The sequence below is a fragment of the Peribacillus sp. NPDC097284 genome (genome assembly GCF_044761765.1).
Lineage (GTDB): Bacteria > Bacillota > Bacilli > Bacillales > DSM-1321 > Peribacillus.
In genome coordinates this window covers 33,858-49,948 of sequence record NZ_JBIWCZ010000002.1, presented here as the reverse complement: position 1 = coordinate 49,948, position 16,091 = coordinate 33,858, and the positions used below count along the sequence as shown (strand labels likewise).

The window sequence follows — 16,091 nt, the reverse complement described above, 5'->3', positions numbered from 1 at the left end:
AAGCGTAAGAGAAACGCCCGAGCCATATGGCCCGGGCGTTATGTTTTTATTTCGATACTTCTTCAAGAGTCGATAAATCGATCATCCCTTTAATATCGGCGCTAGGAATGTATCCAGCCTCTTTACTAATATCAGCCATTTCCTGAATGACGTCCTCATTAACATTCGTTGTCACTTCCAAGCGTGAAAAGGCAGCGGCCACCTCTTCCTTGCTTAATTCTTTTCCAGTCAAGTCCTTAAGATGCTTAATGACTAGATCTTGGCTTTCTTCCGGATTGTTTTGGATGAAATCAACCGCTTTTTTGTGGGCTTTCAAATAGGCAGTGGAAAGACCTTTTTTATCTAAGAACTTCTGGCTTGCAGCCACCACTGTGTTTGGTGAATCTTTGCCCCAAGCAAATTCATCCCAGTTAAGCAATAGCTTCCCGTTTGCTTGATTTTCCAAAACGTATCCCCAAGGTTCCTGAGTAGCAGCTGCATCCACTGTTTTTTGGACAAAAAGTGCTGCTGTGTCAGCAGGTGCTGATGCAAATAACTCCACTGTACCACCATTTGTAGTCGGTTTAAGGCCAACATCTTTAAGGGCCTTTCTAAGCATGACATCCTGTGTGCTTCCGATGACAGGAATCGCAACTTTTTTACCGTCCAGATCTTTTAAATCCGAAATTTTACTGCTTTCACCTGACACAAGAACTGCTCCACCGTTTACAGCCCCGGAAATTAAGTGGTATTCCGGATTTTTCACGTAAAAGTTAAGTAACGGACCAGGACCGGTTGTTCCGACATCGATAGCTTTCGTAGCCATCGCTTCCATAAATAGCCCACCGTTGGCCACTGTTTTCGTTTTAATGGTTACATCTTCACCGAATTCTTCTTTAAAGTAGCCCTTTTCAAGCGCAATGATTGTTGCACTATGAGTCAAGTTAGGGAAATACCCGATATTCACGGTTTGTTTTTCTGAATCTTTTCCTTCTTCGTTATTCGAAGATTCTGTGCAACCACTTACTATCCCAATTAACAATACGGACATAATAAGAGTAAATAATGATTTTTTCAGCATCTGTCTCTCTCCTCTTAACCTATTATTTTATTAACCTACCTTTGATTAACTCCCCATTTAACTTGAACATTACGTTCCAAGCGGGAGAAAACAACGTTATCTACAATGGTTCCAATAATCGCAATGATGATCATGACGGAAATAACCAGGTCCATTTGACCGAGCGATCTTCCCATTTCCAGAAGCTGCCCGAGACCTCCGCCTCCTCCGAGTAACTCACCTGCCATTAATGCACGCCAAGAGAATGCCCAAGCGATTCGAAGACCAGAAATGATTTGTGGGACAGATGCGGGCAGAATCACGGTTCTCAAGAAATGAAATCCGCTTGAACCATAAGTTTTAGCCACTCTTTGATATAGCTGGGGCACATTTTTGAACCCGCTTGTTGCATTGACTGTCATCGTCCAGGTCGCGCCGATGGTAACGATAAACAGGATGGAAAAATCATTCAAGCCAAACCAGATGATCGCTAACGGGAACCATACGATACTTGGTATCGATTGTAAGGCTGTTACAACAAAACCAAGCGTATCTTCTACAAGCTTATAACGCCAAATGAAGTATCCTAAAATAAGACCGATAATGATGGCGATGGTGAACCCAATCAAGATGCGTCCCATGCTCTTTCCGACAGCTTCGGTGATTTGTCCACTCACTATTCCATTAAACAGGGTTTCAAGGACCTGAGTCAGGCTAGGAAACATGAAATCCGGAAGGCTTGATAATCTAGATGTGACTTCCCATATCCCCGCTATCATCGCGATGAATATGATTCGTCTTAAAGCTGTAATCATTCCCCATTTCCTCCTTCAGCACTTTTTCAATTTCCTCCTGTAAAATCGATAATACCCTTTGTTCGGTGTTCAACGTCACACTATCCGGCATGACCCCATCTTTCATGGAAGGAACGGAAATCGTCTCTTTGATTTTTCCCGGGCGGGTTGCAAAAACTACGATTTTCTCCGAAAGCTGAACTGCTTCACGAATATTATGCGTGACAAAAAAGATCGTCACTTTTGTTTTTCTCCAGATTTCAAGTAACTCTTTATGCAATACCATTCTCGTCTGCTCATCAAGTGCAGAAAATGGCTCATCCATCAATAGAATATCCGGTTCCATCACAAGTGCTCTGGCGATGGCGACTCTCTGCTTCATTCCACCTGAAAGCTGATGTGGATAGGAGTCTACATAGCGACTAAGATGAACCATTTTTAAAATATCCAACGCCTTTTCTTTCGCTTTTTCTTTAGGCATTTTCTTCAACTTCAACCCGTACGTGACATTTTCAAGCACCGTCAACCAGGGAAATAACCCTGCTTCTTGAAATACAACCACTCGTTCGGGTCCCGGCTTCGAAACCTTTTTTCCAGCCACCCGGATGTCGCCTGAATCTGCTTTATCGAGACCGGCTATTAAATAAAGAAGGGTCGATTTGCCACAACCTGACGGCCCAACGATTGAAACAAAGCTTCCCTTTTCAACCTCTATATTGATATCATCGAGTACCTTTATACTTTCTTTCTTTTCATTCATAAAGCTTTTTTCAATTCCGTCTACTGTTAAATACACTGAGACACCCCACTTTTAAATCACACTAATTGACTAGACATTATTCCTTAATAATGATTAATCCAATCGTTTTTGTCAACTATAAAAATGCAAGAATTCTAACTTTTTTGTATTTTGTTCTCGCCCGCCAAATAATGGAGATATACTACAATACTACATATTTTAGTAAAATCTATTTTTTAATATGATGAGCAAGGAAAAACAACTTCCCCTATAGGTAAATCGACTATTTTAAAATAATAATCCACTGCCTATGTATACAAAAAAAGGTTCCTGCGTCCAGAAACCTTTTCTTTATTTCATATGCAAAGGATGATTTAAAAAAGTCTGCTTCGATATAATTTATCTTTCATTTTTTGTGTTCGACGGTGAAAAGGCTTCTTCAGGATCACACCCAATAAAAGGGTGACCAAGATAAAGAGTAACAACACCAGAATATCTTTTGTAGCAGTAGTCCAAGTGATTCCACCGACAGCTTCACGAAGTAAGCTAACGGCATAGGTAAATGGCAAGAAAGGATTGATATGTTGAAAAAAAGGCGGTGTCACTTGAATGGGGAAGGTCCCACCGGAACTTGAAATTTGAAGGACCATCAAAATCACGCTGATCCCTTTGCCTACATTTCCAAGAACGGATACAAATGTGTATACAAGTAGTGTAAATACTGCACTAATCAATACAGAAAACAAGACATACTCCCATTTATCCGAAACATATACTTCGAGAAGAAGAAGATTCCCTATGGATACGATTAATGCCTGCATGCATCCAATAATTAAGAAAATTAGGTACCTTCCTATATATATCTGATATGGACTATACACTTGTTGAGAAATATCCACGCTCAGTATCGAGATTAATACTGTCCCCCCTACCCAAAGCGAAAGAGCTGTGAAGAATGGCGACATCGCCGAACCGTAGTTAGGAATTGGGAAAAGACTATGTTGATTAAGAAGGACGGGTTCTGAAAAAAAGTCACTTTCTTTCTCAATATCATTTCGCAAAAAGCGAATGACCTCCTCGATATTATAACTCTTGTCTATCTCTCTCATTTTATTAGCAAGCCCTCGGATTTTGTTCTCAACCTCTGGAAAGTTATTCTGTAACCTATCGATTTCCTCTGTCCGTGATAATAAGGTTTGATTGCTCTCTCCCAATAGTGCTTTAACCTCAGGAAGGGCTTGTCCCCCTTCCTCCAGTGTCATTTCCACTTTTTCTAAAAGTGCATGTGCTTCATTCCCTAGCTTTTCAAATTTCACCCCTGTATCGTCTTGATAATCGGTTTGCAGTTCGTTCAATACACTAAGGTTGCTTTCCCCATGACCAGTAAGTGAATCAAAGGCTTGTTCATTCAATGCCTGCAGTTGGTTTGACGTATTTTCGCGCAACTCATTTACGGAATATATCTCTGGTTGTAACACGTTTTTCCCATTGAACTGATTGACCCTCACCAATAGATTATAGATACTTTCTAATAAGTACCTATCCTTTTTCAGTCTACTTCTTCCTTCTTCTGTCAGTTCATATACTTCATCGTCGGTTAAACCTTGCTCCTTCAATCGGTCGGCTATTCCTATAACCGATTCATTATCACTCCTTACTATTGCAAGGTCATCTTCTAGGAGTGGATTAATGGCATGAAAAGCCGCTTGGGCTGAATCAACATAAACGGAAACATTGGATACCATTTGTTCTTTTTGTGATGTAATATTTTCTACCGCTTTCAGACTATCGTTGACCTTTACAATTATGTCCTCAGCTTTAGTCACATGCTTATGGACTGTGTTAATACTTTGTTCAAGCTCGGGCAACTCCCCTTCTAAAACGTACACCATATTCTTCATTTTTTGGATCGTCGGAAGCTCGTTTTGCAACGTGATTCCCAGTTCATTAAAAATGGAGAGTATACTTCCACTGGCCGTCTTAACGAAGCTTTTGCTGACATTGTCCACAATGCTATTGGCTCCTGCCGCCGTCATTTTCGGTGCGATGCTATTGATTTTTTCGTTTACGTAATAATCGATTTCGGCCTTGATGGGATCCTCCGTCATGATGGTCGCTATATGCTCAGAGAAGTTTTCTGGAATGATGATAGATGCGTAGTAATCCCCATTCTTCACTTTTGAAATTGCTTCCTCCTCCGTCGTGAATCTCCAGCCAAGGTCTGAATTTCCCTTTAACCCTTGCACCACTTCTTCTCCTATATTTATCGATTCACCATTCAACTCCGCTCCCCTATCGTTATTGGCAACCCCTACGAGGATTCCTCCCGTATTTGCGTATGGGTCCCAAGAAGCAACAATATTAAACCAAGCGTAAATGGAAGGAATCAACATAAGAAAAATGATAACGATACACACAAATAAATTTTTATAAATACTTTTTATATCATCTATGAAAATTCCCCAAATCTTTCTCAAGACAGACCTCCGGTATTCATTTTCCATAGTAGTATGGGGGTAGGAAGATGCTTCAATACCATGTAAACATATCCATCCTTTCACATAAAAAGAAGTAGCTATCAAATGACAGCTACTTCTTTCAGGATTATTCATTTTTTCTTCTATATAAAGCGAAAGAATACCTCTTCCTGGAAGAATTGACCTCGTTCGCTCATTCTGGACTAATGATTGCGGAAAATCTTCAGCTCTTCATTCAGTTCCTTTGTCTGATTATATACCTTTTTGTACACATCAAATAGCAAGGCATACTTTTCGACATTAGCCGTTATCGGCTTATAGGACTTTTCTTCTGAAATGAATACCTCTGCACATGCTTGCAACGAATCATACCAGCCGCTACCATATGCAGCAAGCATTGCAGCACCAACTGCCGGGCCCTGTTCACTTGATAATTTAACGATAGTCGCATTGAAAACATCAGCCTGCATTTGTAGCCACGTTTCATTTTTTGCTCCTCCACCAATGGATATGACCGTATCGATCAACTTCCCGTTTTTTCTGAATATGTCGATGGATTCATTCAAAGAGAAAGTAATGCCTTCAAGGACAGCCCTAGCAAAATCAATTCGCTTATGAGAAGAATCCATGCCAATAAAGCTTCCACGAATGGTCGCATCGGGATATGGTGTCCTCTCGCCCGATATATATGGGGTAAATAATAGACCATTTGCCCCTATTGGAACGTTAGCAACACCCTCCAGAACCGTATCGAATTCTTCCCCACTTGCAAAAGTATCCTTAAACCAGCTTAAGCTATGCCCTGCAGATAAGGTCACACCCATTGTGTAAAAAGTATTTTCTTCACCATGATTAAAATAATGAACTTTTCCTCCAAAATCACGGTCATTCTTTTCTTCATAGGAGAGAACCACACCAGAAGTACCGATACTGCAAAGCGTTTTCCCCTCGGAAAGGATGCCCGACCCGATTGCACCACATGCATTGTCGGCCCCTCCGGCAAACACTTTTGTTTTTTTCGCCAAACCCGTTTGGACTGAAAAGTCTGCTGTGATTTCTCCGACACACTCACTCGATTCTACCAAAGGCGGACATAGTGTTACGTCGACACCGACAAGTTCACAGATTTCACCGCTCCATTGTTTTTTTGCCACATCCATTAGAAGAGTTCCGGCAGCATCGGAATATTCACTATGTATTTTTCCTGTCATCGCATAACGAACATAGTCTTTTGGTAGCAGGAAGACATCTGCTTGATGATAGATTTCCGGTTCATATTGCTTGACCCAAAGCAATTTCGGTAGGGTAAATCCTTCAAGCGCCTGATTTTTTGTGATTTCCAATAGCCTTTTCTCGCCAATACATTCATAAATTTGACGGCATTGTTCCGTTGTTCTTGTATCATTCCATAGAATCGCATTTCGAAGGACATTCCCCTCTTGGTCCAATAAAACAAGACCGTGCATTTGCCCGGAAAAACTAATTCCTTCAATGTCATTTGTGTCCCCATCGAATTTCCTGACTAACTCACTGAGCGCTTCTGTCGTCTTATCAACCCATCCCTTGGGATCTTGTTCATTGAACCCTGGTTGTACCTGTATGAGGGGGTATGACTTTGAAATCTCGTCGCACACCTTTCCTTGTTGATTCATCAATAAAACCTTTACCGCACTCGTCCCTAAATCCACGCCGATGACATATTTCATGTTCCACCATCCTCTACTCAATTTAGAAAAATGTGCTGGAAATCCTTTTGGGACCCAGCACATCATAATGAAACGTATTCTTTATTGTCAAGCCGATTTCGTCCAGATATTTTCCATATCCTCCAACGTCTTTCCTTTCGTTTCCGGTATGAACTTCCATACGAAAATGGCCGAAAGAACACTCATTAAACCATAGAACCCATATGTTAAAGCACCACTGTACTCCATCATCATAGGATATGTGGCAGATATTAAGTAATTGGCGATCCATTGGGCTGCAACAGCGATGGCAACGGCCTGGCCTCGAATTTTGTTCGGGAATATTTCTGAAATCAATACCCAGCAAATAGGTCCCCACGACATCATGAATGAAGCCGTATATACAATAATGAATACTAACGTGCTAATCCCAATCACATTGGCGTACGCTATTCCTGCTACTCCAAACATTCCTATGGCCATTCCTATGGAACCGACTACGAGTAATGGTTTTCGTCCCCATTTATCCACGTTCATGATGGCAATAACAGTAAAGATAACGTTTACAATTCCCATAATGATGGTTTGCATCATCGAAGCATCTTTTCCTGCTCCCATGCTTTCAAAAATGCGCGGAGCATAATACAAAGCAACATTAATGCCGACAAATTGTTGGAAAACAGATAGGAGAATGCCTATGACGATTACTAGTTTACCGTAAGATAATAATTTCCCACTGGATACATTCACCGTTTGTTTAATATCATTAAAAATGGACTTTGCCTCAACAGCTCCATTAATCTTTGTTAATATTGCCAGTGCTTTATCATTTTGATGTTTCAACGCTAGATATCGTGGTGTTTCTGGAACAAATATCAGGAGTAGACCAAACAATAGAGCCGGAATTGCTTCCGAAGCGAACATGTATCTCCAACCGATGTCATTGATCCATTCTACTGATTGCCCATTAGCGATGGCCCAGTTAACGAAGTACACGACTAACATCCCAAGAATGATGGCAAATTGATTAAAGGATACCAATTTACCTCGGATATCAGCAGGAGCAATCTCCCCTATATACATAGGGACGATTGCTGAAGCCAAACCCACTCCAATGCCGCCTATAATCCGATATACGTTAAACGTGAGCAATAACGCTAGCGTCGGTTCGCCTTTTGTGAAAAATAAAAACTCCGGATAAGCGGACCCTAAAGCAGAAAAAAAGAATAACAGAGAAGCTAGGATTAATGAATTCTTACGCCCGAGTCTACTTGAGATCATCCCGGACAGCAAACCTCCGATGATACACCCAATCAATGCACTTGAGGTCGTTGCCCCGTGGGCTAAAGACCCGAGACCTAAACTCGTAATGAAGTAGGCTTCTAGGGATTTTTCCGCCCCGGATATTACAGCCGTATCATATCCAAATAGCAATCCACCAAGTGCCGCTACTAGTGTAAGTGAAAAAATATAAAGTGAGTTACGATTTTTTTTCATAGTTTCATAGAGTTAGAATAAACCCGTAAAAGAAAAAAGCCAAGGTAATTCCAGCAGTTTCTTTTCTTTCACCAATTAAACTCCTTCTCCATAACCCCCTCTACTTGAATTAGAAGATATGACTATACATGAATCCAATCATAAATCGTATGCTAGTTCCTCCCTCCATTCACCTTTTATTCTGCAATTGCTTTAAGAATGTATTTGTTCAATATGCCTTTTAAGTATTCTTGTCTGCCCGATTTATTTTGGATTTCATCAAGACCCAGTGCATAGTCTTCCAACTTACGAAAATCTGTTTTCCCTTCAACAATTTCCAAGCCGATTCCGGCGGTGTAACTGCTGTAACGATCCGCAATGAAATCTTCCAATACTTTGTCTTCAAGTAACTTTTTCGCAACCTTAGTACCAATCGCAAAGCTATCCATTCCAGCAATATGCGCATGGAATAAATCTTCGTAATCGAAAGATCCCCGTCTTACTTTCGCATCAAAATTCAGACCGCCTGTTCCAAGACCCTCATTTTTAAGGATTTCGTACATCGCCAACGTCGTTGAATACAAGTCAGTCGGGAATTCATCCGTATCCCATCCAAGCAACGTATCACCTTGGTTTGCATCGACGGAACCAAGCATCCCGTGAGTACGGGCAACATGCAATTCATGTTCGAATGTATGGCCTGCCAATATTGCATGGTTTGCCTCGATATTGAATTTGAAATGATCCTTCAAGCCATACGTCTGTAGAAAAGAAAGACCCGTTGCGACATCGAAGTCATATTGGTGCTTCGTCGGTTCCTTTGGTTTTGGTTCAATCAAGAACTGGGCATCGAAACCAATCTCTTTGGAGTAATCCAGGGCCATATGGAAGAAGCGGGCCAAGTTATCCAGTTCTAACTTCATATTCGTATTAAGAAGCGTATCGTAGCCTTCACGTCCGCCCCAGAATACATAATTTTCTGAACCTAACTCCTTCCCTACTTCCAATCCTTTCTTCACTTTCGCAGCCGCATAGGCAAATACATCCGCATTCGGTGAAGTTGCTGCACCGTGAACCCAGCGAGGATTAGAGAACATATTCGCCGTATTCCAAAGTAATTTCGTCTTGCTAGTCTTCAAGTATTCCTTGATCATGGCCACAATTTCATCCATGTTCTTATTTGTCTCCCTCAATGTGTCTCCTTCAGGAGCGACGTCGACATCATGGAAACAGAAGAATGGAACGTCCATTTTTTCAAAAAATTCAAAGGAAGCTTCCACACGTGCCTTTGCTAGGTCCATTCCCGTAAATTTATTATATGGACGGAGCATTGTTGGTTGTCCAAATGGATCTGTACCATCTGCAGTGAATGTATGCCAGTAAGAGACGGCAAAGCGCAAAAACTCTTCCATCGTCTTTCCGTTAATCATTTCTTTCGGGTTGTAATATTTAAAGGCGAATGGATTCGAAGATTCTGAACCTTCATATTTTACTTGATTGATTGTTTCAAAATAACTCATAGTTATATTTCCTCCTCAGATAAAATTAAATTGGAATCGCTTTCATAATTTATAAAAATAATAATACCAGCAAAAACTTAGTTTGTCTAATGAATATACTAAGTTTTTTTGAATTTTTTTGTTATAATAAAACTTACCTAAAATCCATTATTATTAAAAGGAGGTAGAAAGATGACCTGGAGCCAGCAACTAATGAAAGTGAATAACAAGCAGGCCATTTTAGAAACCATCCTGGAATGTGCACCGATATCTCGGGCAGATATCTCTCAGCATCTCGGACTCACTAAGGGGACTGTTTCTTCTCTCGTCAATGAATTATTGGAAGCTAATCTTTGCATTGAATCAGGGCCAGGAGAGTCTAGCGGTGGAAGACGTCCAGTCCTGTTGTTGTTTCAAGAAAAGGCCGGCTACTCGATTGGAATAGATCTTGGAGTAAATTATATGTTAGGTATACTTACTGATCTCAATGGTGACATTATAGGGGAAATTAGTAGGAATACGAATAATGCAAACTACCAAGAAACTTTTGATCGTATGAAAGAAATGATTCAATCTTTAATAAAAACTGCCCCCGAAAGCTATTACGGAGTGGTAGGAATCGGAATTGGTATTCCTGGAATCGTTAATAACAAAGGGGAAATTTTGCTTGCTCCGAACTTAGGTTGGAAGAATGTTGACCTAAAAAAAGACATGGAAGAAGAGTTTGGTCTCCCTGTCATCATAGAAAACGAAGCAAATGCCGGGGCCTATGGAGAAAAGAAATTTGGCGCCGGCAAAGGCCATGAACATCTTGTTTACGTAAGCGCGGGTATGGGCATTGGGGTCGGCATTATCCTCCAAAATGAACTGTACCGCGGAGCGAATGGATTTTCCGGAGAAATGGGCCACATGATCATTGACGTTCATGGAAAGCCCTGCAAATGTGGAAGCAAGGGTTGCTGGGAATTATACGCATCCGAAAAAGCATTGATTGAACGGGCATCATCACTTTTCCAGTTGGAAGAAACCACGCTTGAATCATTGGTTGATCAGGCAAGCCATAATGAAGGAATCCGTGACCTTTTCAAAGAAATTGGACAATATCTTGGGATTGGCATTAGCAATATTTCCAATACCTTCAACCCTCAGCAGATTATTATCGGAAACCGCCTAGCTATGGCCAAGGACTGGTTAAGGGATTCCATAGTGAAGGTAGTTGAAAGCCATGCCCTCCAGTTCAATCAAGAAAAATTGCATATCAGCTTTTCTGATTTATCTTCCTATTCCCCTTCATTAGGGGTATCGGCCCATGTAATCGAAAATTTCTTGAAAACAAATTTGAATCACATAAATTAATAAGTTTATATGAAACAAAAAGTGATTTCTCCCTCAGGAAAAACCACTTTTTTGTTTCATTTCTCTTCAATTACCCGAATCAATTCCCGTAAATAATCGGGAAGATCCGGTGGACGTCTGCTCGATACCAGGTTTCCGTCCACCACAACAGGTTCGTCCATCCAATGTGCCCCGGCATTCTCCATATCATCTTTGATTCCGGGCGTACTTGTCACCTTCTTCCCTTGCAAAATTCCTGCCGAAACCAAGACCCAACCCGCATGGCATATTTGGCCAATCGGCTTCTTGCTTTCTTCCATACTCTGAATCAGAGAAATTACTTCAGGAAACCGACGAATCTTATCAGGTGCCCAGCCTCCTGGAACAAGAATCGCATCATAGTCTTCCGCTTTGATGCTGCCATAATCAAAATCTGAATCGGCTGGCACACCATATTTACCAATATACGTCTCATTTGCCTTTTCTCCGGCAAGATGGACGATGGCCCCTTCTTCCCTCAATCTTAAAATCGGATACCAAAGCTCCAAATCCTCGAAATCATGATGCACAAGACTGATTACTTTCTTTCCTTCTAAGCGCATATATCCCTCTCCTTCTATAACTTGTTCCCCTTAACTTAAAGGTATACTTCCCCCTTTTGGTAACTCGTACACTTTTATCTTTAAGTGCCTTTTTAAATTTCATCCTGGGATCTGATAAAAAGAAAAAAAGACTTTCTAATGAACGAAAGTCTTTTTTAGGATATTAGTCTTCTCCAATTATTTTCACTTCGGTTTCAAGCTCCACGTCGAATTTCCTTTTAACGGTGTCTTGAACATATTGAATGAGTTCCAAATAATCGGTGGCTGTTGCGGAACCAACATTTACGATAAATCCAGCATGTTTAGTGGAAACTTGAGCTCCACCGATTTGCTTTCCTTGCAAACCGCTATCCTGGATTAATTTACCTGCAAAGTGTCCAGGCGGACGTTTGAAGACACTTCCACAAGACGGAAATTCAAGCGGTTGTTTAGATTCCCTCTGGAAAGTAAAATCATCCATTTTACTTTTAATGTCTTCGTATTCTCCCTTTCTTAATAAGAAGGTAGCTTCTAATACCAGTAGTTTTTCTTTTGAAAAGCGGCTAGAACGATAGCCCAGTTCTAATTCATCCTTTTTCAAAGTCTGCAAATCTCCAGAACGGGTGATGACCAGGGCTTCCTGTAGTACATCTGAAACTTCTCCACCATATGCCCCTGCATTCATATATAAAGCCCCTCCAACAGAACCGGGGATCCCGCAAGCAAACTCTAAACCAGTTAGACTATTTTGTAACGCGTATCGAGAGGCTTGAATGATAGCAGCACCACTTTGAACGGTGAGCTTATTACCCTCCAATTCCATGCTTGCTATATCAATAAGGGTCATGACGATACCTCGTATGCCCCCATCTTTAATAATCATATTAGAACCATTCCCCACGATGGTTAAGGGTAAATGGTTGTTAAGCGCATAAACATATATCGCTTGGACTTCTTGATAGTTTGTAGGCATTACGAAGAAATCTGCCTTGCCACCTGTTTTTGTAAACGTATATTGATGTAGCGGTTCATTCATTCTCACATTACTTGGATGTACAATTCCCTGAAGATCTAAAAAAATTTGTTTACTCATTTATACAAACTCCCATTAAAAATTTTAGAAAAAAGAACAAACATTTCATTTCTTTTTGTACACATTAATCGTTAGATATTTCATTCTATGCTTCATATAAGCGAAAAACAACGATTTACACTTATTTATAACCTGCCATTTATTCCAATAACCACACTTTTCAATATTTAGTTATGGCTACATTCCCCGGTTCACCATTAATGAAGGAAAGAGGAGCTCATCCCCACCAGTAGAACTCTAAAAAGAATCCTATATGTTTCTCAGTATCATCCAGTAAAACCATAATAAAAAACGGCGAAAACATTGATTGTACAATGCTTACGCCGTTGGATGACCTGTGAGGGATTCGAACCCACGACCCCTTCCCTGTCAAGGAAGTGCTCTCCCACTGAGCTAACAAGTCGTATGTAATAGTTGGCTTGCTCTGTTACTTAAGTACATAATTTATTATAAGTTCTTTTCGACAAAAGTCAACGAATTATTTAAAAAAAGTTTAGCGTTTGCCTTTAAATAAAAGATATGGAACAAGACAAGAACAAATGTTCTTTATTTCCTTGCATAACAAACGTACGTTCGCATATAATATAAACAAGAAAGATAGAAACGGAGGCCAGCGGAATGAAATATATCATTCGGAAACATATGGATGAAAAGGTTCCTTTAGAAATCATTTACCTATCTGAAAATGGAAAGATTACACAGCGCAGAATTGAAGTTCTTGAAGTATATTCAGGTTATATCCGTGCCTTTTGCTTTCTTCGGCGGACAAAACGAACGTTTAAAATAGAAAACATCCTCTCTGCCCGCCTTATTAAGTCCAGGTATGATAGGTCAGGATAATCCCGATTACTACCTAACGCATCATTGATTGTTCCAAACTTATCCGATTAATTCCTCTTCTTCCTGTATATCCTTTTCTTGTTCAGTTAAAGATTCTTCATCATCTCTTAGACGGTGTGCCAATCTTGAGGCAGCGCTTGCTGCAATGCTTGCAACAATATCATCGAGGAAGGTATGCACGACTCCCTCTTGCTTCTTATCCAATTCGTGAATGACGCCTATTTTATTCTTATCCAAATGTCCAAAGGTTGTCACGGCAATGCTTCCATAACCAAGTACGGCACCAAAGGCAATCGTTTCATCCACTCCAAACAGACCTTCATCCGATTCGACAATGGATTGAAGCGGTTCCGATAGCTTCTTTTGTTCTGCCAGTCGATCAAGTTCAACACCAACTAAAATGGCATGTTGAATTTCTCTCTTTAAAAGCACCCTTTCAACACTTCTAATACATTCCTCTAATTTCAAATCAGCTTTATAAGGGAATTGTAGTTCAAAGACAATCTCTGCAATAGCCTCCACACTTACACCACGATCTAGTAATGTTTGTTTAGCCGCTCTTGTAACTTCCCTGCTATGGACGCGTACATCTGCCATTTTATCTGCCTCCCCTTTTTTTGATATCTTTCCATTATACCATTAAATATTCTAAATATTTGGAAAATAAAAGAAAAATCACTTTTCTATATCCTTCAGACAGGAAAAAGAAGGATGGCTATGCTAAAATAACTAAGAACATTATTTTCATTATAAATTCATAGAGGTGCGGTAAATGAGTTTACGCAAAGGCACGATAAAAGAATATATGTTTAGAAGTGAGGCGTTATCTGAGGAATTAGAGCTACTTGTATATTTACCGGCTAATTTTTCACCACTTTATAAATATACGCTTGTCATAGCTCAAGATGGTCGAGATTATTTTCAAATGGGTCGAATAGGTCGTGTGACTGATGAACTTTTAGGAAATGGCGAGATTGAGAATATTATAATCGTCGGCATTCCCTATAAAGATCGGTTTGACCGTAGACGGAAATATCATCCTGATGGTGAACAGCACGAAGCCTACATACGATTTCTGGCCCATGAACTTGTTCCATTTTTAGATGAGGAATTCCCAACCTATCAAATGGGACATGGCCGGGCATTAATGGGGGATTCTCTTGGTGGCACGGTTTCCCTGCTCGCTGCACTTAAATATCCACATACATTCGGTAAATGCATCATGCAGTCTCCGCTTGCCAATGAAGAAGTGATGAATGCTGTCCGTAGTTTTGAGAATCCTCATCTCCTCGAACTGTATCATGTGATTGGAACCGAAGAGACTGACGTTCCCACTACAGATGGGAACCGGGCAAATTTCATAGAACCCAACCGGGAACTGCATAAATTGTTAAAACAAAAAGGATTCCCTTGCTTCTATGAAGAATTTGAAGGGAATCATACGTGGAAGTTTTGGCAGGCAGATTTAAAAAGGGCCCTTCTAGAAATGTTTTAACCTCGGTTAGAATGGTAAAAAAATGCATTTGGACTAGAGTTTTCGAAAAATTAAATTATAATCTTAGGAGGTAACAATATGAAATATGGTGTTGCAATTTTCCCTTCAAAAAAACTTCAAGATTTAGCAAACTCCTACCGGAAACGGTATGACACAAAGTACGCATTCATTCCACCACATCTCACACTTAAACAACCGTTTGAAGCGACTGAAACGGAAATTTCAGCAATCGCAGAACGCTTGAAAGACATTGCACGGAAGTTCCAGCCTTTCTCCTTAAATGTGACGAAAGCGAAATCCTTCCAACCCGTCAGCAACACCATTTATTTTAAAGTGGAGCTGTCAAAGGAACTTGAAGACTTACACGAAATGCTTCATGATGAGAATTTCTTCAAAAATGAAACAGAACATGCTTTCGTTCCACATATAACGATTGCACAAGATCTATCTGATAACGAACATTCGGATGTTTTAGGTCAATTAAGCATGCTTGATGTAAGCCATGAAGAAGATGTCAAAAGAATTCATTTATTGTATCAATTGGAAGATGGAACATGGACTGTATATGAAACATTTCGTTTAGGAGCTGAATAATTTCGTGTTTGTAAAAATTGTTGAAAACGAGCAAGAACGTGGATATGCTTACACCATAAGAAAAAGAGTGTTTGTAGAGGAACAACATGTCCCACTTGAAGAAGAGATTGACCAATATGAAGAAGACTCCACCCACTTCGTTTTATATAACGAGGAAGAGCAGCCTATTGGTGCGGGGAGATTTCGAATCATTGACGGGATTGGTAAGGTCCAGCGCATCTGTGTACTCTCTAACTCCCGTAAAACTGGGGCTGGTGCCCTGATCATGAATGCCATTGAAGAATTTGCGATTTCTCATGACATCTCTCAATTGAAGCTCGATGCTCAATTACATGCCATCCCCTTTTACTCGAAATTAGGGTATGAAATCATTTCCGAGGAATTTATGGATGCAGGGATTCCCCATAAAACGATGAAAAAAAAGATTTCCTAATAAAAACGCTG

At 40.3% G+C, this 16,091-nt stretch carries 15 protein-coding genes and 1 tRNA gene; 5 read left to right on the top strand and 11 right to left on the bottom strand.

The features are described from left to right. Positions 1 to 46: 46 nt before the first annotated feature. The 7 genes from ACIQXU_RS05980 to xylA all read right to left on the bottom strand — a co-directional run bounded on the left by ACIQXU_RS05980 (position 47) and on the right by xylA (position 9,730). Positions 47 to 1,060 (bottom strand): aliphatic sulfonate ABC transporter substrate-binding protein, encoded by a 1,014-nt coding sequence (locus ACIQXU_RS05980; RefSeq protein WP_402867836.1) that lies wholly within the window; start codon positions 1,058 to 1,060, stop codon positions 47 to 49. A gap of 35 nt (positions 1,061 to 1,095) precedes the next feature. Then, positions 1,096 to 1,854, bottom strand: coding sequence for an ABC transporter permease (locus tag ACIQXU_RS05975; RefSeq protein WP_402867835.1), 759 nt, complete (start codon positions 1,852 to 1,854; stop codon positions 1,096 to 1,098). Beyond that, positions 1,787 to 2,629: an ABC transporter ATP-binding protein gene (locus ACIQXU_RS05970; protein WP_402955924.1), complete on the bottom strand. Its 843-nt coding sequence runs from the start codon at positions 2,627 to 2,629 to the stop codon at positions 1,787 to 1,789. Before ACIQXU_RS05970 ends, ACIQXU_RS05975 begins: the two co-directional genes overlap by 68 nt. Positions 2,630 to 2,946: 317 nt before the next feature. Beyond that, positions 2,947 to 5,049, bottom strand: coding sequence for a YhgE/Pip family protein (locus ACIQXU_RS05965; RefSeq protein WP_402987501.1), 2,103 nt, complete (start codon positions 5,047 to 5,049; stop codon positions 2,947 to 2,949). Between the two features lie 203 nt (positions 5,050 to 5,252). Beyond that, positions 5,253 to 6,755 (bottom strand): xylulokinase, encoded by a 1,503-nt coding sequence (xylB, locus tag ACIQXU_RS05960; RefSeq protein WP_402987498.1) that lies wholly within the window; start codon positions 6,753 to 6,755, stop codon positions 5,253 to 5,255. Between the two features lie 87 nt (positions 6,756 to 6,842). Beyond that, positions 6,843 to 8,231, bottom strand: a complete 1,389-nt coding sequence (xylE, locus tag ACIQXU_RS05955) for a D-xylose transporter XylE (protein ID WP_402987496.1) — start codon at positions 8,229 to 8,231, stop codon at positions 6,843 to 6,845. 176 nt (positions 8,232 to 8,407) lie between these two features. After that, positions 8,408 to 9,730: a xylose isomerase gene (xylA, locus tag ACIQXU_RS05950; RefSeq protein ID WP_402987493.1), complete on the bottom strand. Its 1,323-nt coding sequence runs from the start codon at positions 9,728 to 9,730 to the stop codon at positions 8,408 to 8,410. A gap of 171 nt (positions 9,731 to 9,901) precedes the next feature. On the opposite strand from xylA, the gene ACIQXU_RS05945 reads away from it, so the two are divergent. Further along, positions 9,902 to 11,065 carry an ROK family transcriptional regulator gene (locus ACIQXU_RS05945; protein ID WP_402987491.1) on the top strand — a complete coding sequence of 388 codons (1,164 nt, stop codon included), beginning with the start codon at positions 9,902 to 9,904 and terminating at the stop codon, positions 11,063 to 11,065. 56 nt (positions 11,066 to 11,121) lie between these two features. Here the strand turns inward: ACIQXU_RS05945 and ACIQXU_RS05940 are convergent, their stop codons facing one another. The 3 genes from ACIQXU_RS05940 to ACIQXU_RS05930 form a co-directional block, all read right to left on the bottom strand. Further along, entirely contained in the window at positions 11,122 to 11,646 is a 525-nt protein-coding gene (locus tag ACIQXU_RS05940) for a type 1 glutamine amidotransferase domain-containing protein (protein ID WP_402867828.1), read from the bottom strand. Between the two features lie 163 nt (positions 11,647 to 11,809). Then, a complete protein-coding gene (gene murB / locus ACIQXU_RS05935; RefSeq protein ID WP_402867827.1) occupies positions 11,810 to 12,718 on the bottom strand; it encodes a UDP-N-acetylmuramate dehydrogenase in 909 nt (302 codons plus the stop codon). A 331-nt stretch (positions 12,719 to 13,049) separates the two neighbouring features. Beyond that, positions 13,050 to 13,121, bottom strand: a tRNA-Val gene (locus tag ACIQXU_RS05930). A 215-nt stretch (positions 13,122 to 13,336) separates the two neighbouring features. On the opposite strand from ACIQXU_RS05930, the gene ACIQXU_RS05925 reads away from it, so the two are divergent. Next, positions 13,337 to 13,558, top strand: coding sequence for a hypothetical protein (locus ACIQXU_RS05925; protein WP_402867826.1), 222 nt, complete (start codon positions 13,337 to 13,339; stop codon positions 13,556 to 13,558). Between the two features lie 39 nt (positions 13,559 to 13,597). On the opposite strand, the gene ACIQXU_RS05920 is transcribed toward ACIQXU_RS05925, so the two are convergent. After that, entirely contained in the window at positions 13,598 to 14,155 is a 558-nt protein-coding gene (locus tag ACIQXU_RS05920) for a phosphatidylglycerophosphatase A family protein (protein WP_402867825.1), read from the bottom strand. 175 nt (positions 14,156 to 14,330) lie between these two features. Between ACIQXU_RS05920 and ACIQXU_RS05915 the strand changes: the two genes are divergently transcribed. From ACIQXU_RS05915 to ACIQXU_RS05905, 3 genes are all read left to right on the top strand, one after another. Beyond that, positions 14,331 to 15,053 carry an alpha/beta hydrolase gene (locus ACIQXU_RS05915; protein WP_402987488.1) on the top strand — a complete coding sequence of 241 codons (723 nt, stop codon included), beginning with the start codon at positions 14,331 to 14,333 and terminating at the stop codon, positions 15,051 to 15,053. A 78-nt stretch (positions 15,054 to 15,131) separates the two neighbouring features. After that, entirely contained in the window at positions 15,132 to 15,647 is a 516-nt protein-coding gene (locus tag ACIQXU_RS05910) for a YjcG family protein (RefSeq protein WP_402867823.1), read from the top strand. A gap of 4 nt (positions 15,648 to 15,651) precedes the next feature. Further along, positions 15,652 to 16,080, top strand: a complete 429-nt coding sequence (locus ACIQXU_RS05905) for a GNAT family N-acetyltransferase (RefSeq protein ID WP_402987485.1) — start codon at positions 15,652 to 15,654, stop codon at positions 16,078 to 16,080. The last annotated feature ends 11 nt before the right edge of the window (positions 16,081 to 16,091 follow it).